Annotated in this window: 22 protein-coding genes and 1 pseudogene; 5 read left to right on the forward strand and 18 right to left on the reverse strand. The window is 68.0% G+C overall.

Annotated elements, in window-relative coordinates:
* From OSB52_RS18510 to OSB52_RS18595, 18 genes and pseudogenes are all read right to left on the reverse strand, one after another.
* Positions 1 to 444 carry a hypothetical protein gene (locus tag OSB52_RS18510; RefSeq protein WP_235722287.1) on the reverse strand — a complete coding sequence of 148 codons (444 nt, stop codon included), beginning with the start codon at positions 442 to 444 and terminating at the stop codon, positions 1 to 3.
* Positions 441 to 1,490 carry a hypothetical protein gene (locus OSB52_RS18515; RefSeq protein WP_235722288.1) on the reverse strand — a complete coding sequence of 350 codons (1,050 nt, stop codon included), beginning with the start codon at positions 1,488 to 1,490 and terminating at the stop codon, positions 441 to 443. The genes OSB52_RS18510 and OSB52_RS18515 overlap by 4 nt, the downstream gene beginning before the upstream one ends.
* Positions 1,487 to 1,849, reverse strand: a complete 363-nt coding sequence (locus OSB52_RS18520) for a hypothetical protein (RefSeq protein WP_266063031.1) — start codon at positions 1,847 to 1,849, stop codon at positions 1,487 to 1,489. The genes OSB52_RS18515 and OSB52_RS18520 overlap by 4 nt, the downstream gene beginning before the upstream one ends.
* Positions 1,846 to 2,205, reverse strand: a complete 360-nt coding sequence (locus OSB52_RS18525) for a YbaB/EbfC family nucleoid-associated protein (RefSeq protein ID WP_266063033.1) — start codon at positions 2,203 to 2,205, stop codon at positions 1,846 to 1,848. The genes OSB52_RS18520 and OSB52_RS18525 overlap by 4 nt, the downstream gene beginning before the upstream one ends.
* Positions 2,206 to 2,299: 94 nt before the next feature.
* Complete coding sequence (gene trmD / locus OSB52_RS18530; protein WP_266063034.1) at positions 2,300 to 3,001, reverse strand: tRNA (guanosine(37)-N1)-methyltransferase TrmD; 702 nt, start codon at positions 2,999 to 3,001, stop codon at positions 2,300 to 2,302.
* Between the two features lie 2 nt (positions 3,002 to 3,003).
* Complete coding sequence (rimM, locus tag OSB52_RS18535; protein ID WP_266063035.1) at positions 3,004 to 3,525, reverse strand: ribosome maturation factor RimM; 522 nt, start codon at positions 3,523 to 3,525, stop codon at positions 3,004 to 3,006.
* A gap of 16 nt (positions 3,526 to 3,541) precedes the next feature.
* Positions 3,542 to 3,784, reverse strand: a complete 243-nt coding sequence (locus OSB52_RS18540; protein ID WP_235722293.1) for an RNA-binding protein — start codon at positions 3,782 to 3,784, stop codon at positions 3,542 to 3,544.
* The gene (gene rpsP, locus OSB52_RS18545; RefSeq protein ID WP_266063036.1) at positions 3,781 to 4,257 is read right to left on the reverse strand and encodes a 30S ribosomal protein S16; all 477 of its coding nucleotides are present in this window, start codon (positions 4,255 to 4,257) and stop codon (positions 3,781 to 3,783) included. Before rpsP ends, OSB52_RS18540 begins: the two co-directional genes overlap by 4 nt.
* Before the next feature lie 493 nt (positions 4,258 to 4,750).
* A complete protein-coding gene (locus OSB52_RS18550) occupies positions 4,751 to 5,845 on the reverse strand; it encodes an amidohydrolase family protein (RefSeq protein ID WP_266063037.1) in 1,095 nt (364 codons plus the stop codon).
* Between the two features lie 13 nt (positions 5,846 to 5,858).
* A complete protein-coding gene (gene ffh / locus OSB52_RS18555) occupies positions 5,859 to 7,436 on the reverse strand; it encodes a signal recognition particle protein (protein ID WP_266063038.1) in 1,578 nt (525 codons plus the stop codon).
* Between the two features lie 71 nt (positions 7,437 to 7,507).
* A complete protein-coding gene (locus OSB52_RS18560; RefSeq protein WP_266063039.1) occupies positions 7,508 to 10,054 on the reverse strand; it encodes a [protein-PII] uridylyltransferase in 2,547 nt (848 codons plus the stop codon).
* Positions 10,055 to 10,152: 98 nt separating this feature from the next.
* Positions 10,153 to 10,491 carry a P-II family nitrogen regulator gene (locus tag OSB52_RS18565; protein WP_004572306.1) on the reverse strand — a complete coding sequence of 113 codons (339 nt, stop codon included), beginning with the start codon at positions 10,489 to 10,491 and terminating at the stop codon, positions 10,153 to 10,155.
* Between the two features lie 49 nt (positions 10,492 to 10,540).
* Entirely contained in the window at positions 10,541 to 11,887 is a 1,347-nt protein-coding gene (locus OSB52_RS18570; RefSeq protein ID WP_266063040.1) for an ammonium transporter, read from the reverse strand.
* 218 nt (positions 11,888 to 12,105) lie between these two features.
* The gene (gene ftsY / locus OSB52_RS18575) at positions 12,106 to 13,713 is read right to left on the reverse strand and encodes a signal recognition particle-docking protein FtsY (protein ID WP_235722299.1); all 1,608 of its coding nucleotides are present in this window, start codon (positions 13,711 to 13,713) and stop codon (positions 12,106 to 12,108) included.
* Positions 13,714 to 13,758: 45 nt separating this feature from the next.
* Complete coding sequence (gene smc, locus OSB52_RS18580) at positions 13,759 to 17,367, reverse strand: chromosome segregation protein SMC (protein ID WP_235722300.1); 3,609 nt, start codon at positions 17,365 to 17,367, stop codon at positions 13,759 to 13,761.
* 75 nt (positions 17,368 to 17,442) lie between these two features.
* On the reverse strand, positions 17,443 to 17,733 hold the full coding sequence (locus OSB52_RS18585) for an acylphosphatase (RefSeq protein WP_235722301.1): 291 nt from the start codon (positions 17,731 to 17,733) through the stop codon (positions 17,443 to 17,445).
* Between the two features lie 5 nt (positions 17,734 to 17,738).
* Positions 17,739 to 18,197 carry an OsmC family protein gene (locus tag OSB52_RS18590; protein ID WP_235722302.1) on the reverse strand — a complete coding sequence of 153 codons (459 nt, stop codon included), beginning with the start codon at positions 18,195 to 18,197 and terminating at the stop codon, positions 17,739 to 17,741.
* 81 nt (positions 18,198 to 18,278) lie between these two features.
* Positions 18,279 to 18,416 (reverse strand): annotated as a pseudogene (locus OSB52_RS18595) (zinc finger domain-containing protein); the annotation flags it as partial.
* Positions 18,417 to 18,456: 40 nt separating this feature from the next.
* Between OSB52_RS18595 and OSB52_RS18600 the strand changes: the two are divergent.
* The 5 genes from OSB52_RS18600 (at position 18,457) to OSB52_RS25190 (ending at position 22,116) form a co-directional block, all read left to right on the forward strand.
* On the forward strand, positions 18,457 to 19,869 hold the full coding sequence (locus tag OSB52_RS18600; RefSeq protein ID WP_266063042.1) for a recombinase family protein: 1,413 nt from the start codon (positions 18,457 to 18,459) through the stop codon (positions 19,867 to 19,869).
* Positions 19,870 to 20,301: 432 nt separating this feature from the next.
* The gene (locus tag OSB52_RS18605; protein ID WP_266063043.1) at positions 20,302 to 20,679 is read left to right on the forward strand and encodes a helix-turn-helix transcriptional regulator; all 378 of its coding nucleotides are present in this window, start codon (positions 20,302 to 20,304) and stop codon (positions 20,677 to 20,679) included.
* Entirely contained in the window at positions 20,676 to 20,912 is a 237-nt protein-coding gene (locus OSB52_RS18610) for a hypothetical protein (protein ID WP_240862571.1), read from the forward strand. Before OSB52_RS18605 ends, OSB52_RS18610 begins: the two co-directional genes overlap by 4 nt.
* On the forward strand, positions 20,912 to 21,874 hold the full coding sequence (locus OSB52_RS18615; protein ID WP_266063044.1) for a replication initiation protein: 963 nt from the start codon (positions 20,912 to 20,914) through the stop codon (positions 21,872 to 21,874). The genes OSB52_RS18610 and OSB52_RS18615 overlap by 1 nt, the downstream gene beginning before the upstream one ends.
* Positions 21,875 to 21,954: 80 nt before the next feature.
* Positions 21,955 to 22,116 carry a helix-turn-helix domain-containing protein gene (locus OSB52_RS25190; protein WP_226514210.1) on the forward strand — a complete coding sequence of 54 codons (162 nt, stop codon included), beginning with the start codon at positions 21,955 to 21,957 and terminating at the stop codon, positions 22,114 to 22,116.
* Positions 22,117 to 22,134 lie beyond the last annotated feature (18 nt).

Genomic DNA, 22,134 nt, shown 5'->3' on the forward strand with positions numbered 1-22,134 from the left:
CTAGCCCGCATAGCGGATCAGCACGCTGCGCACGGCGGCCGGACCGCGGCAGGCCACAGCCGCCTCGTAGGTGGCATCGCGCAGCCGATCACGAGCGGGTCGACCACCCCGATCCGCACCGATCACGTGCGCGACGCAGTTGAGCGCCCGCGCCTGGAAGAACGCTCGCTCCCGCGCCGCCTGGTCCCCTCGCCGCCGTGCGGCGAAGGCACGTTGCTCGTACTGCGAGAGCAGGCTGTTGATCTGGAGCGCACTGCTCGGCGCCACCGACCCGCGTTCCTTGAGTTCGGTGAGAGCCGCGGTCACCTCGGTGTCGTCGCCCGTATCGACGGCCGACATCACCGTGATGGCCAGAGAATACAAGCACGGTGAGAGGTCGTCGGCTCCGACGCGATCCACCAGGTCGGCAAGTCCCGCGTCCAGGCGGTCGACGCGGTGACTCACGGTTGGTCCAGCTGCGAATCGTCGGCGAAGTCCGATCCGACGTCGTCGGAGCCATGCGCGTCTGGTGCGAACAGTTGGGTGTCCGTGTCGGCCAGGGACGCCACGGTCGCAGCATCCATGGGGGTCGCGGCGGCGATCGCCTGGCACCGGATGCCGTGGCGGGCCATGTGGTCGACGATGGCGAGCTCGGCGGCCTGACCGTCACCGACCAAAGTCTCGGCCGCGCCGATGCCGACTCCGTCGCGCTCGTAGGGATAGCACTCGTCAGTACCGACGACGAGTGTGCGGGCTCCGTCGGGACCGCGGCCGACGCCGACCGCCATCCGAACCGAACCGGTCACCGACGCCGGTAGCGCCGATTGCAGTGCCGCTGCGCGTCGCTGCAACCATTCGGCATCGGTCACGCTCATCTCCGAGGACTCGGCGCCGGCCGCGGCGGCGTGTGACCCCGCGAGCACCCCGGCCCCGGCGGCGATCGGCCCCAGCGCGGAGAACGGCATCATGCCGCTGGTGGCGGCGGGCGGGTGATCCCCACCGTGACGGCCGGCATCGGTCGCCTGGTCGGTGTAATCGTCGCCCGCCGCGGTCAGCGCCATCCGCCCGGCACCGGCCGCCACCACTCGCGCGGAATCGTCGCCGAGTGACGCCATCAGGTCCCCGCGCAACCGTTCACGATCGGCGACCGATGCGATCACCGTCATGTCGTTGTGCGTGGTGACCGTGGCTGCCGCGTAACGCTCCAGCGAGTCGGCGGCAGACTGCAGGCGCTCGGCGGTGCGGGCGAGCGCGGAGTCCGAGGAGGCCACGATGTCCCGATACCCCGCGTCGAGCCCTTCCCGGAACTGTCCGGACCCGCCCGAGCCTCGCCGATGGGCTGCATCCAGTTCGGCCACGACGGCGGCGAGCCGGGTTGCCAACCGGCGGCAGCGTGCTGCGGACTCGTACAGCGTCGCCACGTCGGCGGTAGGCCACCGACCGGGGGCGAGTTCGTCGGCCAGCGCCCGGATCTCCGGCGGTACCGGGAGCGCTACGACCCCGACGGTCACCGGGATTCCTTGGTGAGCCTCAGCGCGACATCGTGATCGGCGGCGTCGAGTTCACCGATGCCGCGGCGGATCAGATTTCGGTGACGTTCCAGCTCGGCGGCCGCCGATTCGGCCGCCCCCCGGATCTCGTGGGCCCGCGGTGCGAAGCCGGAGCGAAACGCCCGTGCGCCCTCGTCGACGCCGATCGCGGCATCGGCATCCCCGAGCACCGCATCGAGCTCATCCAGCAGACGGTCGACGTCCCGGTGGACAGCGCCCACCTGCTCGGCCAACTCGGTCAGCTCCGTGAGGTCGGCGTGAAGCCGGTTACCGCCGGATCCCGCGGCCGTTGCCTCGGTCATGTCTGCTGCCTCGGTCATGTCTGCTCCCCCGTCTGTCGCATTCCTCGCCGACGATCCTCGCCGATCTCGGCATAGCCCGGTGATGGTTGGACGGCCGCGGACAGGATCTGGTTCCGCTGATCGTGCAGACGCTGGTCGGCCTCACTGACGAGCGAGGTGATCTGCGCCGACAATTGCTCGGCCCGGTACCGACGCATGGCGCGCGGATCGATGCTCAGATCCACCAACAGCCCGCGGGCGTCGACGGTGACCGACACCAACTTGTCGGCGCTCGTCGCGTGCGCCGTCACCCGTGCGACCGCCTCGCTCACACGGCTCAACTCGGCACGCTGACGTTCGAGTTCGTCGAGCATGGCCGACCATCGATCAGACATGAGCCCCCTCCCCGGTGCGATCGATCGTATCGGCAGCATCGACGGGGCGAGAACCGCCGTCGCAGTCAGCGCCGTGTGTCGACCGTCCGGCGCCTCACCGGCCGTCGGTCGAGTCGTCGGCGGGCAGCAGGTCGGGACGCCGTTCCCGGGTCCGTTCGAGCGCCTGTTCGCGACGCCACGCCGCCACTTTGGCGTGGTCCCCGCTGAGCAGCACCTCTGGGACATCCAGGCCACGCCACGACACCGGTCGGGTGTAGCTCGGGCCTTCGAGTAGACCGTCGGAAAACGAATCCTCTTGGTGCGAACGAGGATTGCCCAGCACTCCGTCGAGCAGCCGGACGGTGGCCTCGATCATCGCCATGGCCGCCACCTCACCGCCGATCAGAACGAAATCCCCCAGCGACACCTCTTCGACGCGCACCCGGCGGGCCGCGTCGGCAAAGACCCGTTGGTCGATACCCTCGTAGCGCCCGCAGGCGAACACGAGGTGGCGTTCGCGACTCCAACGCTCGGCCGTGTCCTGGGTGAAGGGCACGCCGGCCGGTGTCGGCACCACCAGCAGCGCGGCGTCGGGGCACACGTCGTCGAGACACGGTCCCCACACCTGCGGCTTCATCACCATGCCGGGACCGCCGCCGTACGGCGAATCGTCGACACTGCGGTGGACGTCGTGGGTCCATTCACGCAGGTCGTGCACATCGACACTGATACGGCCGGCCTCGATGGCCTTGCCCAGTAGCGCAACGCGCAACGGGTCGAGGTAGTCGGGGAAAATGGAGACGACGTCGATCCGCATCGTCATCCTTCGGGGTGGTCGATCAGGCCCGGCGGCGGATCGATCGTGATGCCGTCCGTCGTCACCGACGGCACGATCTCGCGGACGAAGGGCACCAGCACCTCGCGATCGTCCGGAGTCCGCACGGCTAGCACATCGCTGCCCGGCAGGTGCAGGACGGAGGCGAGCACACCGACCTCGACGCCGTCGACGGTCGTGACGGGCAAGCCCTCGATCTCGTGGTCGTAGAACTCATCGGGATCATCCCCGGAATCGACCTCGGAACTGTCGATCACGAACAGCACCCCGCGCAGCGCATCGGAAGCAGTGCGGTCGGATGCCTCCGCCACCGACAGCAACAGCCGCCCGGCATGGTGCCGGGCGGCTGTCACGGTGAAATTCTGCTCGCCACCCCCGCGCGGCAGCAGTCCACGCAGAACAGTGCCGGGCCCGAATCGTGCCGTCGGATCATCGGTGCGGATGTCGACGACGATCTCGCCGCGCACTCCGTGCGATTTGGCCACGCGGCCGATCACGAGATCCATCGCGCAGAAGTGTCGATCAGCGGTCGGTGTCGACGATGTCCACACGCATCCCGCGGCCACCGATGCCGCCGACGAGAGTGCGCAGGGCGGTAGCGGTGCGACCATTGCGGCCGATCACCTTGCCGAGATCCTCGGGATTGACGTGTACCTCGACCAGCCGGCCACGACGCCCGGTGATCATTTCGACACGGACGTCGTCAGGGTTGGCAACGATGCCACGGACGAGATGCTCGACCGCGTCGGCGACGACAGCGCTCACGCGTCACCCTGAGCGGCCGGGACCTGGTCGGCAGGCGCCTCGGCCGGGCGCGCCTCTGCGGCCGCGGTGTCGGCGTCGGCCTTCTTGGCGGCCTTCTTCTTGGGAGTGGTGGCATCGGCGACCGGCTCGCTGTCCGCGGCGGCGAGCGCAGCGTTGAACAGATCCAGCTTCGACGCCTTCGGCTCCTTGGTCTTCAGGGTGCCCTCGGCGCCCGGCAGGCCCTTGAACTTCTGCCAATCACCGGTGACCTTGAGGATGGCCTCGACCGGTTCGGTCGGCTGGGCGCCGACGCCGAGCCAGTACTGGGCGCGCTCGGAGTCGACCTCGATCAGGCTCGGCTCTTCCTTCGGGTGGTACTTGCCGATGGTCTCGATCGCCCGGCCGTTGCGGCGGGTCCGAGAGTCGGCGACGACGATGCGGTATTGCGGGTTGCGGATCTTGCCGAGCCGCGTGAGCTTGATCTTGACAGCCATGTCTTCTCTTTCAGTGGTCACTGCGCAATTCAGCGGCCCGCCCGGAGCGACGGACCCGGTTTTGCGTTCTGTTTCGGTGTGACCGCCGGTCGGTACGTAACCGGTTCCGGCGAACCGACGTGCAATTCTGCCAGATGAGCGGGCCGGATCGGAAATCACGGGCCAAAGCCGCACCACTGACACGGGTGCGATTCACGGGGTAGCGGTGGAGTCTGTCGGTGGGGGTCCGACATGTGGTTACCCACCCCGCTGAAGGTAACCACATGTCACGCAAACGATCGCTGAGCTCTTTCGCACCTCGGTCGACTCGGCGGCCTCCCCCGACCGTTACCCGAACCGTCGAACCGAATGCGGGCTCCGGCGTCGCGAACCCTGCTGCGCAGCGATTACTTTACCAGCCGGTAAGTTAGCGCCACCAGCCCACACCGAGTGCATTACCTCACACGAATACGTCACACCAAAGGCTGCGACCTGGGATTACTGTGAGCTACCGCTAGTGGACAGTTAGCCCCGAGCAAACGATCTCGGTGGGCCGTCGCAGCGTGGTCAGGTCGACGCGGGGATCCTCGGCGAGCACCAGGAAGTCGGCCGGGTCGCCTTCTTCGAGCACCCCAGCACCCAGCCAGCGTCGAGGCGCGACCGATGCCGCGAACAACGCATCGCGCGCACCGAAGCCGACCGCGGCCATCGCGTCGATCTCGTCGACGATCCGACCGTGCTCGACGAAGCCGCCGGCGTCGGTGCCCGCGAACATCGCGACACCCGCCTCTCGCGCGGCGGCGAACACCGCACCGGCATTGTCGTAGAGCTTGCGCATGTTGGCCTGGTAGGTGGGAAACCGGTCCGCGCCGTCGGCGATACCCGGAAAGTTCTCCACCTGGATCAGCGTCGGGACCAACGCGATCGATCGCTCCACCATCGCATCCATCAGATCGGTGGTCAGCCCCGTACCGTGCTCGATGCAGTCCACACCGGCGGCGATCAGATCGGGCAGGGCATCGGCCCCGAACACATGCGCCGTGATGCGCGCGCCCTCGGCGTGGGCCGCGGCGACGGCGGCGTCGAGCTGCGCTCTGGTCCACAGCGGGGCGAGGTCGCCGACCTCCCGGTCGATCCAGTCGCCGACCAGCTTGACCCAGCCGTCGCCGTCGCGGGCCTGCCGGGTGACCTCGGCGGCCAGATCGTCGGGGTTCTCGAGGTCCACACCGTAGTCGCGCAGGTACCGCTTGGGCCGAGCGATGTGCTTGCCGGACCGGATGAACCGGGGGCAACTCGAGTCACCATCGAGCGGATGGGTGTCCAGCGGGGAACCGACCTCGCGGATCAGCAGGGTGCCCGCCCGCACGTCGGCATGCGCATACCGGCGGGCCTGCTCGATGGTCACGCCGAGTCCCGGTGCGATGCCGACATGGTTGTGCGCATCCACCAGACCCGGGATGATCCAGCCACCGTCGGCAGCCGTCTCGGCGCCGCGCACCGGCTCCCGGGTGATGAACCCGTCGACGACCCACAGGTCGATCTGTTCATCGGTGAACGGGTCGATGCCGCGGTAGTGACGAATGTCGCGGTCGGGCACGGCTTCGGTCACGTCGGCGGCCTCGTCACTTCTTCTTCGGGTTCTGGAACTGTGAGACGTCGATGCCTTCGAGCCCCGGCGGCAGTTCGTCGAGACCCGCCGGCATGTTGGACAGATCGGGGAACCCGCCCGGCATCCCGGGCATCCCGGCCATCCCGGGGAATCCACCCCGCACCTTCGGCGGCGTGGGCCCCCGACTCTTGCCCTTGCCCTTCTTGCCCTTGCCCTTCTTGCGGTTGTTCTTACGGCCGCCACCGACGCCCATCCCCATCCGGCCGGACATCTGCGCCATCATCTTGCGGGCCTCGAAGAAGCGGTCCACGAGTTGGTTGACCTCGCTGACCGTGACGCCGGAGCCATTGGCGATGCGCAGCCGCCGGGAGGCGTTGATGATCTTCGGGTTGTCGCGCTCGGCAGGCGTCATACCGCGGATGATCGCCTGCACCCGATCGAGCTGCTTGTCGTCGACCTGTGAGAGCGCGTCCTTCATCTGCCCGGCCCCCGGCAACATGCCAAAGATGTTGCCGATCGGCCCCATCTTGCGGATCATCAGCATCTGGTCGAGGAAGTCCTCGAGGGTGAGTTCACCCTGGGTGATCTTGGCGGCCGCGGCCTCGGCCTGCTGGGCATCCCAGTGCTGTTCGGCCTGCTCGATGAGCGACAGCACATCGCCCATGCCCAGGATGCGACTGGCCATCCGGTCGGGGTGGAAGACGTCGAAGTCGTCGAGCTTCTCCCCCGATGACGCGAACATGATCGGGCGCCCGGTGACCTCGCGCACCGACAGCGCCGCACCGCCGCGGGCGTCGCCGTCGAGTTTGGTGAGCACCACGCCGGTGAAGCCGACGCCGTCCTGGAATGCCTCGGCGGTGCTGACGGCGTCCTGACCGATCATGGCGTCGACGACGAACAGGACCTCGTCGGGTTCGGTGGCCTCCCGGATGTCGGAGGCCTGCCGCATCAGCTCCTCGTCGATACCGAGTCGACCTGCGGTGTCGATGACGACCACGTCGTAGTGCTGCGCCGTCGCCTCGGCCACACCATCACGAGCCACCGCGACAGGATCACCGGAACTGACCGTGCCCAGCTCACCGGTCTGTCCGATGCTGGTACCGGGGTCCGGTGCGAACACTTTGACGCCGGCACGTTCGCCGACGATCTGCAGCTGCGAGACCGCCCCGGGCCGCTGCAGGTCGCAGGCCACCAGCAACGGCTGATGCCCCTGCTTCTTGAGCCAGTTGCCGAGCTTGCCGGCCAACGTGGTCTTACCGGCACCCTGCAGGCCGGCGAGCATGATCACCGTCGGCGGCTTCTTCGCATATTCGATCCGACGGGTCTCCCCACCGAGGATGCCGACGAGTTCGTCGTTGACGATCTTGACGACCTGCTGCGCCGGATTCAGCGCTCCGGACACCTCCGCGCCCTTGGCACGTTCCTTGACCTTCGCGATGAAACCGCGCACCACCGGCAGCGAGACGTCGGCCTCCAGCAACGCCAGCCGGATCTCCCGGCAGGTGCGGTCGATGTCGGCGTCGGACAGCCGTCCTTTGCCGCGCAGGTCCTTGAGCGCACTGCCCAACCGATCGGAAAGCGAATCGAACATTCTTCTAGTCTTCCATGCTCGTCATGCGGCACTCCGGGTGTGGCCCCGACTCTTTGCCTGGCTGTCGCGCGTCAGCTGATGGGCACCCCGGACCGGGCGGTACCACCATAGGCGTCGGGACCGTTTCCGTCGTCGTCGGAACGCGGTTGGGGCGGTGGGCACACGGCGAGCACGTCGTCGGCGAGGGCGGTGCGGGCGGCTTCGCCGTCATCGGCGAGGTGCAGGCAGAACGTGTCGACCACGGTGCTGCCCAACGTGGTGACCTTGGCCCAGCGGACCTGCGCGCCGTGGCGTTCGATGACCGAGCTGACCCGACTCAACAACCCCAGTCTGTCGTCGGTGCGCAGCTCGAGGATCACCTCGCCGGGATCGGGGCCCGGATCGGGTCCCGTCGCCTCGGCATCGTGGTGCACCCACAGCACCCGCGGCGGCGCGACGGCGAACAATGCGGGCACCGCGTTCTTGGGGTGCCCGGCACCGTCGACGGCCGGATCGGTGCTGCCGGCCGACGTCGCGGCGCCCGGTGCCGACACCGAACCGATCGTCGGGATCGGCGACTCGGTCTCGCGGGCGTCGAGACGGGCCAGCACATCGATCTTGCCGTCCACCGCCGCCATCAGTTGTTGACGGATCAGCCCGGCCTCGGGTGGACTGCCGAACAGCGGCACCACCACGAAGGTGTTGACCGCGCTGCCCGCATGGCTCTGCACGGTCGCCGAGTGCGACCGCAACCCGTTCAGACTCAACACGCCGGCCATCTTCGACAGCAGGCCCGTCGCATCCGGGGCGACCATCGTGATGCGGAAGGTGTGCGGTCCGTCGGCCTGCTCGATGTCGACCGAGAAGCCGCCCGCCTCGGCGAGAGCAAGCTGTTCGGAGGTGAGCGCATCGGGGCGGGCGAGTTCGTCGCCGTCGATGAGGCGAAACGCCCGACGAACGAGGTCGTTGATCAACGACGCCTTCCACTCCCCCCACACACCGGGGCCGGTGGCCAGCGAGTCGGCCTCGGCCAACGCGGACAGCAATTCGAGCAGCGCCCGGTTGTATCCGAGTGTCTCCGCCACGAATTCGGCGGTGGCCGGGTCGTCCAGATCACGTCGGGTGGCGATGCTCGGGAGCAGCAGGTGATGTCGCACCATCTCCGAGAGCACCGTGACATCCTGCGGCCACAGCCCGAACCGGTTACCGATCTGGATCGCGAGGTCGGCGCCGACGATGCTGTGGTCGGCCCCGCGGCCCTTGCCGATGTCGTGCAGTAGCGCACCGAGCACCAGCAGATCGGGCCGCGACACCCGCGTGGTCATCGACCCGGCATGGGCGGCCGTCTCCACCAGATGCCGGTCGACGGTCCAGGTGTGAATCGCATCCCGCGGGGGAAGGTCTCGGACCGCACCCCATTCGGGCAGCAATCGACCCCACAACCCGGTGCGGTCGAGGGCCTCGATCGGGTCGACCATGTGGTGTCCGGCACCGAGCAACACCAGCAGATCGCTGAGTGCTTCGGCCGGCCACGGTTCACGCAGTTCCGGCGCGTAGTCGGCCAGTCGGCTCAGTGTCGACGCGCTGATCGGCAGACCCGTGCGCGCCGATGCCGACGCGACACGCAGGATCAGACCGGGGTCTTTACTCGGGATCGCGTTGCGCGCCAACACGATTTCCCCGTTGTGCTCCACCACCCCCTCGTCCAGGGGCCGTCGTATCGGCGACCGCCGTAGTTTCGCCAATCCACGGCGCGGCAAAGCGTTACCCGCGGTGCGCAAACCGACGTCGATGGAGTAGCTGATGGTGCGGGCGGCATCGCTGATCACCCGGGCGAGATCGAAACGGTCACCGATCCGCAGCGCCGCACCGATCTCGTCGGCATCCTGGGCACGCACCTGTTCGCGCGGTCGTCCGGCGATGCGGTGCAGCTCGGTGCGGATGTCCAGCAAACGCGCATACGCCACCTGCGGCCCTGCGCCCGGCGAGTCCGGGCGCAGACTGGCCATGCCGTCGGTGAGTTGGGCCATCGCCAGCGCCCCCAGCAGTTGCACATCACGCAGACCGCCCCGGCCGTTCTTCAGGTCGGGCTCCGCGCGGTGCGCGATGTCACCGGCTCGTCGCCACCGGTCCTGCGCATGTGACACCACGGCCGGGAACCGATCGCGGATCTCGGTGCGCCACTGCTGGCGGACCCCACTGATCAACAGATTGGACAGGTCCTCATCGCCGGCGATGTGCCGGGCCTCGAGCAACCCCATTGCGGCGCTGACGTCTTCGGCCGCCACCTGCAACGCCTGTGGCACCGTTCGCACACTGTGGTCGAGCGCAATGTTGGCGTCCCACAACGGATACCAGAGCCCGTCGGCCACCTCGGCGACCTCGTCATGCGGCATTCCGTCGTGCAGCAGGATCAGATCGAGATCGGAGAAGGGCAACAGCTCTCCGCGGCCGAGTCCGCCGACGGCGACGATGGCATACCCACTCTGTGGGCGCACACCGAGCTCGGCTCCCTTGCTGGTCAGCCAGAACTCGTGGAGATCGACAAGCACCTGTCGCAGGCCGGGGGCGTCGAGCTTGCCCGCCTGCCCCGACTGCAGGAGTTGCCGACGGGTCGCCGCGAGATCTGTTGCTGCCACGGAGTTCTTACACTTCCTTCGTGATGGACACGACCCCGCGCCTGAGTCGTCAGACGCGGGGTCGTGAGTCTTTTTTCAAAGGGGCGGGTTGCCCCGGATCAGAGCGCGTCGCCGCCGCGCTCCCCGGTCCGAACTCGGACAACCGATTCGACCGGCGAGACCCACACCTTTCCGTCCCCGATCTTGCCCGTGCGCGCCGCCTCGACGATCACGTCGACGACCTTGTCGACGGCGGCGTCGTCCACGACCACCTCGACGCGGACCTTGGGAACGAAGTCCACCGAGTACTCGGCGCCGCGATAGACCTCGGTGTGGCCCTTCTGGCGGCCGTATCCCTGGACCTCACTGACGGTCATACCCAGGATTCCGGCCTGCTCGAGTCCTGCTTTGACGTCCTCGAGCGTGAACGGCTTCACGATTGCGGTGATCAGCTTCATCAGTTATCCCTCTCCACAGGAATCAGCGTATAGGCGAAAGTGCAGGGATTCATGCCAGTTCATAGGCCGTCTCCGCATGTTCTGCCTCGTCGATGCCGTTGTGCTCGTCCTCCTGGCCGATCTTCCAGCCGAGTGGTTTGAGCGCGAGGGCGATGATCGTGGTGAGGACACCGGTGAAGACGAGCGCGAAGGCCGCGATGACGATCTGCACGACGACCTGCTTGTAGTCGCCGCCCCAGAACAGGCCGACGTCCTTGGCGAGCAGGCCCACACCGACGGTGCCCCACAGGCCGGCGACGAGGTGCACGCCGACCACGTCGAGCGAGTCGTCGTAGCCGAACTTGTTCTTCAGACCGATGGCGAGGGCCGCCAGTGCACCGGCGATGACGCCGAGCATCAGCGAGCCGACCGGGGTCAGCGAGCCACAGGCCGGGGTGATCGCGACCAGACCGGCGACGATACCGGACGCGGCGCCCACGCTGGTGGCGTGCTTGTCGCGGATGATCTCCACCGCAAGCCAGCCGATGATCGCTGCGGCGGTGGCGGCGGTCGTGTTGACCCACACCAGGCCGGCGGTCATGTCGGCGGCCAGTTCCGAACCGGCGTTGAAGCCGAACCAGCCGAACCACAGCAGCGCTGCGCCGAGCATCACGAACGGGATGTTGTGCGGACGGTAGGCGGTACGGCCGAAGCCGGAGCGAGCGCCGACGATCAGGGCCAGGACCAACGCGGCCATACCGGCGTTGATGTGAACCACGGTGCCACCGGCGAAGTCGATCGGCGCCACGTTGGCCTCACCGTCGGTGCTGCCGAACATCCAAGCAGCAAAACCGTCTTCGCCGCCGCCCATGATGCCGCCGCCCCCGACGAGACCGCCCCACACCATGTGCGAGAGCGGGAAGTAGACGATCGTCGACCAGAGCACGGTGAAGATCAGCCAGGTCGAGAACTTCACGCGTTCGGCGAGCGCGCCGCTGATCAGGGCGACGGTGATGACCGCGAAGGTCAGCTGGAAGCCCAGGAACACGATGGCCGGGATGCTCATTCCGGCGGTCACGTACGTCGTCGCGTCCTCGGTACCCGCGGTGGCCGTCAGTTGGTCGGAACCGAACAGCGCGAACGGATTGGCGAAGATGCCGGCGATGTCACTGTTGCCGGTGATGCCGTCGGAGAACGACATCGAGAATCCCCACAACACGTAGACCACGCTGACCGTGGCCAGCGAGCCGAACGACATCATCATCATGTTCAGGACAGACTTGCCCCGAGCCAGCCCCCCGTAGAAAAAGGCGAGTCCGGGCGTCATCAGCAACACCAAACCCGCTGCGGCGAGCATCCACGCCGTATCACCGGGGTTGACTTCGCCAAAAACTTCTTCTGGCAGTGCCAAAACCACTTTGTGAAACCTCCCTCAAGTGCGCCGACGGCTCGACGCCTGCACAGAGACTCTGTCGGCAGACGGTTTCAGCTGTGGTGCCCTGAGGTTTCGGGCGTGTGAACCCGTGAACGTTTTATATTTCGTGCGCGTAACGGCCCTGGTCGCGCTTCAGCTGCTTCTCAGCCTCGCCGAAGGATGTCCGACGCCGCTTTTGTGTTGTCGGATCGCGACTGTGACTACAGCAAAGCGTCGACGAAGGCCTCCGGCTCGAACGGCGCGAGGTCGTCGGCGCCCTCGCCGAGGCCGACCAGTTTCACCGGCACACCGAGCTCCTCCTGGACGTGGAAGACGATGCCCCCCTTTGCGGTGCCGTCGAGTTTGGTCAACACCACGCCCGAGATGTCGACCACCTCGGCGAATACCCGGGCTTGGGTGAGCCCGTTCTGCCCGACGGTCGCGTCGAGCACCAGCAACACCTCGTCGACCGGCGCCTTCTTCTCGACGACGCGCTTGACCTTGCCGAGTTCGTCCATCAGCCCGGTCTTGGTGTGCAGTCGACCGGCGGTGTCGATCATGACCACGTCGACGCCGGTGTCGATGCCCTTGGCGACGGCGTCGAAGGCCACCGACGCCGGATCGGCCTGTTCCTTGCCGCGCACGACGTCGGCACCGACCCGCTCACCCCAGGTCTGCAGCTGGTCGGCGGCCGCGGCGCGGAAGGTGTCCGCGGCGCCGAGCAGCACCCGGCGGCCGTCGGCCACGAGCACTCGGGCGAGTTTGCCGGTGGTGGTGGTCTTGCCGGTGCCGTTGACCCCGACGACGAGGATGACGGCCGGTCCACCCGCATGCGGCAGCGCCCGCACCGATCGATCGAGTTCGGGCCAGAGCTGGTCGACAAGGACCCGGCGCAGTGTCGCGCGCGCCTCGTCGGCGGTGCGCACGTTGTTGGCGGCGAGTTCGGTGCGCAGACGCTCGACGACGGCCATCGTCGCGGTGGTGCCGAGGTCGGCCATCAGCAGCGTGTCCTCGATCTCCTCCCAGCTGTCCTCGTCGAGGTCGCCGGCACCGAGCAGTCCGAGCATGCTCTTGCCGATGGCGCCTTGCGACCGCGAGAGCCGGCCACGTAGTCGTCCGAGGCGTCCGGCGGTGGGCGCGATCTCCTCGACCGGGGCCGGGCCGGGCGCGAGCCCCGCCTCCACCTCGGGCGCGCTGTCGGGTTCGGTCTCGACGGGGATGGTGTCGGGCGCGCCGGCGGCATCGGGCGCAGGTGCCTCGAACAGTTCCGCCGGGGACTCGGGAACCTCGACGCTCCCGGCAGTCTCGGTGGACTCGGTCGCCGCGGGGGTGTCCCCCGGTGCTTCCGCCACCTCGGAGGTCTCCACAGCGGCGTCCTCGACGACTGCTTCGTCGGGAGCCGAGTCGTCGATACCGGGCAGTGCGACGTCCTGGATGCCACGCTGCGCGGAATCGCGGGGAACCGAGGCGTCGTCACCGACGCCCGGCTGTCCATCGACCTCGGTCCGTTCGGTCGGCGGCACCGGTGTGGCCGGTTCGGCAGGCGTGGCCGGTTCGGCAGGTGCGGTGGGCGCTGCGGGCGTGGCCGGCTCCGGCGGCTCGGCGAGCCCGACCCCGCCCGCGCCACCCTGGCTGAAGCTGAATCCCGACCCGGCCTTGTATCCGCCCGATTTGTCGACCTGACGGGTCGTGCCGTCGACCGCACCCTGCGATCCGGTGTCGTCCGACAGCGAGATCCGCCGGCGTCGCGACACCGCCACCCCGCCCGCGACGAGCGCGATGAGCACGATGACGGCGATGACGATGCCGATGATGATGGGGGTGTTCACTGGCGATTCGCTTTCCGTTGGTTGTCGGTCGGGTGGACGCCGCGACTATCCGGGCGCCTGGGTTTGTTGACTCACCGGGATGTCGACACCTCGCAGGCGCTGAGAGATCACCGCGGTGATCCCATCGCCACGCATGCTCACGCCGTACAGCGCGTCGGCGACCTCCATGGTCGGCTTCTGATGGGTGATGACTATCAGCTGCGAGCGCTCGCGCAGTTGCTCGAACAACGAGATCAGGCGACGCAGGTTGGTGTCGTCGAGGGCCGCCTCCACCTCGTCCATGACGTAGAAGGGCGAGGGCCGGGCGCGAAAGATCGCCACCAGCATCGCGACGGCGGTCAGCGACTTCTCGCCGCCGGACAGCAGCGACAGACGTTTGACCTTCTTGCCCGGTGGCCGTGCTTCCACTTCGATACCCGTCGTCAGCATGTCTCCCGGTTCGGTGAGTACGAGGCGTCCCTCACCGCCGGGGAACAGGGTACGGAACACCTCGGTGAACTCGCGTTCCACATCGGCGTAGGCCTCGGTGAACACCTGCAGGATGCGCGCATCCACCTCGTCGACCACCGCGAGCAGGTCGCGTCGCGCCGCCTTGACGTCCTCGAGTTGAGCCGACAGGAAGTTGTAGCGCTCTTCGAGTGCGGCGAACTCCTCGAGGGCGAGCGGATTCACCTTCCCCAGCGTGTTCAGGTCTTTCTGGGCTTTCTTCGCGCGCGCCTCCTGGGCCTTGCGATCGAAGGGCATCGGTGCGGGCGCGACCACCGACTCGCCGCGTTCCTTGGCTTGTTCGTACTCCTGCATCTCGAGGGCGGACGGAGGCATCGGGACCTCAGGGCCGTACTCGCCGATGAGATCGTCGGGTGCGATCGCGAACGATTCCAGGATCTGTTCCTCGAGCTGTTCGATCCTCAGCGCCGCCTGCGCGCGGGCCACCTCGTCGCGATGAACCGCGTCCTTGAGGCTGCCCAGCTGCGCGGTGAGGTCGTTGACCTGGCCTTTCAGGTCGTCGACAGCGGCGGTGCGTTCGATTCGCATCTGTTCGAGTTCGTCCCGGCCGGACTGTGCGGCCGCCACCGACACCTGCAGCCGGTCCGAGACGTCGCGCGCCGCGGCCGCGACGGCCTCGGCGACGGCTGCTGCCTGACGTCGGGCCCGATCCTGGCGTTCGGCCCGCACCCGCGCCTCGCGTTCGCGCACGGCCGCCCGACGCAAGGAATCGGCGCGTCCGCGCACCGAGGCCAACCGTTCCTCGGCGGTGCGCAGCTGCAGCCGGGATTCCATCTCGGCCGCCCGGGCAGCGGCCACGGCCTCGGCGGCCGCGGCTCTCGGTTCCTCGTCCCCCACCTGGGCCGGCGCGGTCTCCGATTCGTCGCGGGCATACCGGAGGCGCTCTTCGAGTTGCCGCAGGTTCTCGACCATCTCGCTGCGGCCTTCTTCGGCCTTGGTGCGTTGCCGGGTGAGGCGGTCGGCCTCCGCGTGGGCGACCCGGATCTCGTGGCCCAGCCGCGCCATCTCCTCGTAGGTGCCGCCGACGTTGGCGTCGGACTCGTGCAATGCCGCGAGCGCCTCCTCAGCGGATTCGCGCCGGGTGACCTGCTCGGCGAGTGCGCCGTCGAGCGCGGCCTCGATCTCCTCGGACCGCCGGCGCGCCGCCACCAATTCCTCGGCGGCGATGTCGATCGACGACTGCACCTCGAGTGTGGACGGCCGGTGCGACGACCCGCCTTCCACCGATCCCGGGCCGATTCGGTCGCCGTCGCGGGTGACCGTGCGCAGTCGGTGGCGCTGGGCGATCTCGAGGCCCTGCTCTGCGGTGGCGACCACCACGGTGTCCCCCAGCACCAGTTCCACCGCGCCGCGGATCGAGTCCGGACACGACACGACCGTCGCCGCCCAGCGCGCCCCGGCCGGCAGCTCGATGTCGGGGGTTGGGCGCTGGCTCGGCAGACCCCCCAGGATCAGCGAGGCTCGCCCGCCGTCGCCGGATTTCAGTGCCGCAAGGGCGCTGACAGCGGCGAGCGCATCCACGGTCGCGATGGCGTCGACCGCGTTGCCCAGCGCTCCCGCGATCGCCGTCTCGTATCCGTTGTCCACGGTCAGCAGCTCCGACATCGGCGCGAGCAGGCCGTCGGGCGCGTGCTCGAGCAGCCAGGCGCCGCCGTCGTTGCGTTCCAACCCGAGTTCGAGTGCCTCGATACGCGCGGTGAGCGATGCGATGCGCTGCTCGGTCTCGCGCTGCTCGGTCTGCAGCGACGCGACACGTTCGTTGGCCAGATTCAGCGCGGTGACCGAACGTTCGTGGTGTTCATCGAGCCCGTGCTCGGCGGCTTCGTATTCACCGAGCACGGTGGCCGTGGCGTCCTGGCGGGCCTGCGCGGCCTCGGCACGTTCGTTGGCCGCGGCGATGGCCGCCGTCAATCGGGCCGCCTCGGCATCCACCGACTCCGACCTGGTGCGCAGGTTGTCGACCTGACCTTCGAGTCGGGCCAGCCCTTCGCGCCGGTCGGCGATGGCTCGCACCGCGGCCATGTGGGCGCGTTCGGCCTCGGCTGCGGCCTCCTCGTGGCGCGCCAGTTCCTCCTGCGTCGCCTCGAGATACTCCGCGGCGGCGGTCACCGCCGCACCGAGCTCGGACTCCGTGGCGGCGGCCTGCTCGGCCTGCCGGTCGAGTTCCTCGGGATCGGGGCCGCTGCTGGTGGCGACGGGTTCGCTGAGGTAGCGGGTGCGCTCGGCCGCGACGCGCGAAGTGGCGTCGACGCGTTCGGCCAGGGCCGACAACCGAAACCAGGTCTGACCGGCCGCCGTGGCGGCGGGTGCGACCTCGGCCAGATGACGTTCATGCTCACCCAGTTCCTCGGTGGCCCGGTCGAGCAATGCGGTCACCTCGTCCTGCTGGGCCCGCACCTCGTCCTCCACCGCGGTGTGTTCGGCCATCTCGGTGCGCCGGGTCACCAGGTCGTCGGCGGCCAACCGCAACCGGGCGTCACGCAGGTCGGCCTGCACCGTCTGCGCCCGGCGGGCGACCTCGGCCTGACGCCCCAATGGCTTGAGTTGGCGGCGCAGCTCGCCGGTCAGGTCGGTCAGGCGCGCCAGGTTGGCCTGCATCGAATCGAGTTTGCGGACCGCCTTCTCTTTGCGTTTGCGGTGTTTGAGGACGCCGGCGGCCTCCTCGATGAACGCTCGACGCTCCTCGGGCCGGGCCTCGAGGATCGCGGCGAGGCGGCCCTGTCCGACGATGACGTGCATCTCGCGGCCGATACCGGAGTCGCTGAGCAGTTCCTGCACGTCCATCAGGCGGCACGAGTTGCCGTTGATCTCGTATTCACCCGCGCCGTCGCGGAACATGCGCCGGGTGACCGACACCTCGGAGTACTCGATGGGCAGGGCCCCATCGGCGTTGTCGATGGTGAGGGTCACCTCGGCACGCCCCAGGGGCGGACGACCGGAGGTGCCGGCGAAGATGACGTCTTCCATCTTGCCGCCGCGCAGGGCCTTGGCACCTTGCTCGCCCATCACCCAGGTCAGGGCGTCGACGACGTTGGATTTGCCCGACCCGTTGGGGCCCACCACGCAGGTGATGCCGGGCTCGAAGCGCAGCGTCGTGGACGACGCAAACGACTTGAAGCCCTTCAGGGTCAGGCTCTTGAGGTGCACGACGGTACAGAATACTCACCATCGCGCGGTGGCGGCGCCAGCACGCGCACCCTGTGCAGAGTCGTCGGCACGCAGCTATTTCTCGACGAAACCCCGCAGGTCACCGCGTGGCGGGTCGACTCGTTCCACCACGACGTCGACCGACCCGGGTGTGTCGCCGGAACGCAACGCGGCGAGCAGAGCTTCGGTGTCGGCGCGGGAGCCCTCGGCGACCACGAGGACGCGGCCGTCGGCGAGGTTGGCGGCGTAACCGACCAGACCGAGTTCGAGCGCACGCGACCGGGTCCACCACCGGAAGCCCACACCCTGCACCAGTCCGTGGACGTGTGCGGTGAGCCGGACCAGGTCGTCGGCGTTGTCGGTCATCGCGCTCAGTCCGTTTCGATACTCAGATTGACCGTCGCGCCGGCCTTGATGGTGCGGCCGACCGTGCAGACGGCGTCGACCGCCCGCTCGACCACCACCAGTAGTCGTTGCGCTGCGTCGGCGTCGAGTTCGGACAGGTCGATCTCGAGCACTTCGTCGAGGACGGGATACACCTCGTTCTCCCGATCGGCGGCGCCGCTCACGCGGACCGTGGCGTCGTAGTCATCGCCGAGGCGGCGCGACAGCGGCCGGTCCGAGGACATGCCGGTGCATGCGGCGAGCGCGATCTTGAGCAACTCGCCGGGGGTGAAGACGCCGTCGACGTCCTCGGAACCGACCAGCACCTCGGCGCCGCGAGAACTGCGCCCGGTGTAGCGGCGCGTTCCGGTGCGTTCCACCCAGAGTTCGGTGTGGGGGCGTGCAGTGCTGCCATCGGTCTGGGACAGGTGTTGATCGGTGCTCATGGTCGCTTTCGTTTGCTTTTCGTTGACTGGGCTCTGATTCTCGTCGACTGGGCGCTGAACTTCGTCGACTGGGCGACAGACTCAGCGCTTACGTTGACACTTCGGACAGAAGTACGAGCTGCGGTTCATGAATTGCTCGCGCCGCATGATGGCCCCGCATCGTCGACACGGTTCACCGGCGCGACCGTAGGCGTTCAGCGAGCGCTCGAAGTAACCCGACTATAGCAGTATGTGACATTCATATTGATACCCTGCCGCCATGACGATCGCAGCGGTCTATCTCCGTGTTTCGAAGTCGGATGAGCAGGACGACGAGTCGCTCACCATCGAGACTCAGAGGCGGCGCATCGCTGCGCTGTGCGAAGCCCGGGGCTGGACGTACGGGCCGGAGTACCTGGATGAGGGCGTGAGCGCGACGAAATCCCGCGGCACGTCGACGAGGTGGTCAGAGATGCTGTCGCACGTCGGCGCCGGACGGTTCGACGTCATCGTGGCCCGCGACCTCGACCGGCTGCTGCGCACCCTGCAGGACCTCGTAAAGCTGATCGACCTCGGCGCCAAGGTCGCCACCGTGGACGGCGAGATCGACCTCACCACCGCCGACGGCGAGTTCAGGGCGACGATGCTGGCCGCGGTGGCACGGTTCGAGATTCGGCGGAAGTCCGAACGATCGGTGCACGCCAACGAGACCAGGAGACGCAGGGGCCTGCCCATCGTGCGGGCGAAGATCCTGGGGTACGACGACGACGGCGTGACCCAGATCGATGACGAGGCCGCCGCGGTCCGCGGCGCGTTCGAGGACTTCGTGATGGGCAAGCGGATCACGCACGTCGCGCGCGACCTAGCCGCGGCGGGGTTCACCACCTCGCGGAACCGGGAGTGGAGTAACGAGAACATTCGGGCGCTCCTACGGAACGCGAAATATAAGGGTGTGCTGACGAAGTGGGGGTCTGACGAGGAGTACTCCGGCGACTTTGAGGCGATCGTGCCCGTCGACCTTTGGGAGGCTGCGCAGGCGAAGCTGGACGACCCCGATCGCAAGCGCGCGTGGGGAACTCAGCCGCAGTACCTGCTGAGCGGGATCGCACTCTGCGGCAAGTGTGACGACGGGAAGACCAAGCTCTACACGAGCTACTACCAGCGGTCTCCGTACACGGGCAAAGACGGCATGTACCGCGAGTTCGAGCCGCGACGGCTCTACAAGTGCCTGACGCACCAACACCTTTCGCGCGGCGCCGAGGACGTCGAGCAGTTCGTCGAGGCGGTGGTGATTGGACGCCTTAGCGCGCAGGACGCGCGCGAGGCACTCGCTCCGCGGGACGACGGCCTCGATCGGGACGCGCTGAGGTTCGAGCGACGGACGCTGCAGACCCGATTCGACGGGCTGGCCGCTCTCGCGGCCGACGGGGTTCTGCCGCTAGACCAGGTGCGCGAGCAGTCCGCACGACTGCGGTCGCGCCTCGCCGAGATCGACGGGGTCCTCGCGCCGTCCACGCTGTCGCCGGTCACGGCGATGCTGGACGCCGACGACGTGGCACTGGCCTGGAGCGCGATGGACATAGCACAGCGGCGTGCGATCGTGCAGGCGCTGCTGACGGTGACGATCCTGCCAGCGAAGCGCGGAGCGAAGGGATTCGACCCCGCCCTCGTGTGCGTGGCTTGGCGGTCGTAGCTGAAGGCGTTTCGCAAGTTGGGCGCAGCTGAGCGCAGAATGGCAGGTCAGGTGGTTATGGGCTAGAGTGGCCAGCGTAGTCATAGAGCGTGATCACACGACGATTGACGCGTCCTGGCGCGGTGAAAGTGCTTGCAGCACTGACGAACTGGCGGCGCCCGCCGACCGTGAGGTTGGCGGTGTGTACTAGGCCCGGGACACGCGGTGCGCCCCGGCACCCGCGTAAAAGCGGTCCAGCGTGATGATTGAGTGATCTGGCGTCGGTGAAAGTGCTTACAGCACTGATGAACTGGCGGTAGCGGCTCGGCCGTGAGGCCCGCCGGTGCACTAGGCCCGGATCACGTGGTGTACCCAGACGGACACCACGTAAGCACGACGAACGGCCCCGGTGGGGACGTGATCGCTCCTCATCCGAGGAGTCCCGTCGTGCCCATGTCCGCGTCCGTAGAGCCGACAGTCGCTGTCGCCGATACCGATACCCGCATCACCCCACCTGACGACCCTTTTCGCTGGCTTTGGCTCTCCGAAGCCGCCGCCGAACACTACGGTGCCAGGTCTACTCTCCGCCGCCACATCGCCGAAGGCCGACTCGCGACAGCCCAGAAGATCGGTCGGTCGTGGCGCGTCCGTAAGTACGACCTCGACAGCCTCATCGTCGAGCGTGCGGCCGAACCCAGCTGTGAGGATGTCGAGGCCGCAGTGGCGCGCATCGTCGCGTCAGCGCCTCCACTCACCGACGCACAGATTCGGACACTGAGCGCCGCGTTCGTCGACCAGCTTAAGCAGCGGCAAACGGTCGGTGCCAAATGAGCGCATACCTGTCGTCGCCTCGATGTGGCAACAAGGTCCGGGCATACCGGGACCACGGCCGCGTCGGCTCGGGTTTCGGCGCCTGGTCAGGTGGCGAAAAGGCTGCGGTAGCCGTGCTGCTCGGCGACAACGGTCTACTGCGCGAGCTTGGCTGGGCGTCGGCCGCCGCGGCGTGCGCAGCGTACGGATGGCCGCACCCGTTGTACATCGACTACGCGGTCGTCGATGCCTGATGACCGCACACGACAACCCCGGAGTCACCGACTCCGGGGCCACCAGAGTCGGCAGCGGCCACTCCCGCGATGATGCCTGGACAGGCGATTTCCGGCAGCTGTGGCTGCCGCTGTGGCCACTCGCATCAGACGACCTCCTCGAGGGCGTCTACCGGCAGTCCCGGACGTCCGCTCTCGGCCGCCGCTACATCGAGGCCAACCCGCAGGCGATGTCAAACCTGCTCGTCGTCGACATCGACCACCCCGATGCCGCGCTGCGCGCACTTAGCGCGCAAGGCTCGCACCCCATGCCGAACGCGATCGTGTCCAACCGTGCCAACGGACACGCGCATGCGGTCTGGGCGCTCGCCGAGCCGGTCATCCGCACCGAGTACGCACGGCGCAAGCCGCTGGCGTTTGCCGCCGCGGTAAACGAGGCGCTGCGCCGCGCCGTCGACGGCGACAAGGGCTACAGCGGGCTCATCACCAAGAACCCGGTACACGAGCATTGGGACACTGAGTGGCTCCACGCTGAGCTGCGATCGCTGCCACACCTGGCCGACGAGCTCGGCGCCCGGATGCCGCCGGCGAACTGGCGCCAGCAGAAGCGCTACCGCGACAGTCCGACCCCACTGGGTCGCAACTGCATGATCTTCGATTCGGCGCGGCATTGGGCGTATCGAGAGGCCCGATACTACGTAGGCACCCGAGACGTGGCCGGCCTCGGCCGCGCGATCACCAGAGAGGTCGCCAGTCGCAACGCGGCAATCCCGATCACCGACACGTGCCCCGGCCCGATGCCGCCATGTGAGGCCCGTGCGATCGCCGCAAGCATCCACCGCTGGATCGTGACCCGCTCGCGCATCTGGGCCGACGGCGCGGCCGTCTACGAAGCCACCTTCTCGACGATTCAGGCCGCGCGAGGCCGTAAGAGCGGTCGGGCCCGACGTGCAGGATCGCCTATCCAGGAGGTCCTAAGGTGATCACCTACCACGACCGGATTTCTCGGGGCGGAAGAACTGCCCGCGACGTGGCGGAGCAGGCCGGCCTATCCCTCCGTCAGGTGCAGAGATGGACGTCAGAGCCACGTACGACATACCTGGCAGGGGTCCAGGCGCGACGCCAGAAGATCCGCGCTCTGCGGGCCGAAGGTCTATCGATGCGTCAAATTGCCGCCGAACTCGGATGCTCAGTCGGTACCGTTCACCAGGCACTGACCGAGTGACGAGTCGACCGCGTCGCG

The sequence above is a fragment of the Gordonia aquimaris genome (genome assembly GCF_026262595.1).
Taxonomy (GTDB): Bacteria; Actinomycetota; Actinomycetes; order Mycobacteriales; family Mycobacteriaceae; genus Gordonia; species Gordonia tangerina.

What these genes read in the sequence shown, in the direction of transcription:
- OSB52_RS18520 (WP_266063031.1), bottom strand. Translation starts at nt 1,849, where the DNA reads ATGACCGAGGCAGCAGACATGACCGAGGCAACGGCCGCGGGATCCGGC.
- OSB52_RS18525 (WP_266063033.1), bottom strand. Translation starts at nt 2,205, where the DNA reads ATGTCTGATCGATGGTCGGCCATGCTCGACGAACTCGAACGTCAGCGT.
- trmD (WP_266063034.1), bottom strand. Translation starts at nt 3,001, where the DNA reads ATGCGGATCGACGTCGTCTCCATTTTCCCCGACTACCTCGACCCGTTG.
- rimM (WP_266063035.1), bottom strand. Translation starts at nt 3,525, where the DNA reads ATGGATCTCGTGATCGGCCGCGTGGCCAAATCGCACGGAGTGCGCGGC.
- rpsP (WP_266063036.1), bottom strand. Translation starts at nt 4,257, where the DNA reads ATGGCTGTCAAGATCAAGCTCACGCGGCTCGGCAAGATCCGCAACCCG.
- ffh (WP_266063038.1), bottom strand. Translation starts at nt 7,436, where the DNA reads ATGTTCGATTCGCTTTCCGATCGGTTGGGCAGTGCGCTCAAGGACCTG.
- OSB52_RS18565 (WP_004572306.1), bottom strand. Translation starts at nt 10,491, where the DNA reads ATGAAGCTGATCACCGCAATCGTGAAGCCGTTCACGCTCGAGGACGTC.
- OSB52_RS18585 (WP_235722301.1), bottom strand. Translation starts at nt 17,733, where the DNA reads ATGACCGACAACGCCGACGACCTGGTCCGGCTCACCGCACACGTCCAC.
- OSB52_RS18590 (WP_235722302.1), bottom strand. Translation starts at nt 18,197, where the DNA reads ATGAGCACCGATCAACACCTGTCCCAGACCGATGGCAGCACTGCACGC.
- OSB52_RS18600 (WP_266063042.1), top strand. Translation starts at nt 18,457, where the DNA reads ATGACGATCGCAGCGGTCTATCTCCGTGTTTCGAAGTCGGATGAGCAG.
- OSB52_RS18605 (WP_266063043.1), top strand. Translation starts at nt 20,302, where the DNA reads ATGTCCGCGTCCGTAGAGCCGACAGTCGCTGTCGCCGATACCGATACC.
- OSB52_RS18610 (WP_240862571.1), top strand. Translation starts at nt 20,676, where the DNA reads ATGAGCGCATACCTGTCGTCGCCTCGATGTGGCAACAAGGTCCGGGCA.
- OSB52_RS18615 (WP_266063044.1), top strand. Translation starts at nt 20,912, where the DNA reads ATGACCGCACACGACAACCCCGGAGTCACCGACTCCGGGGCCACCAGA.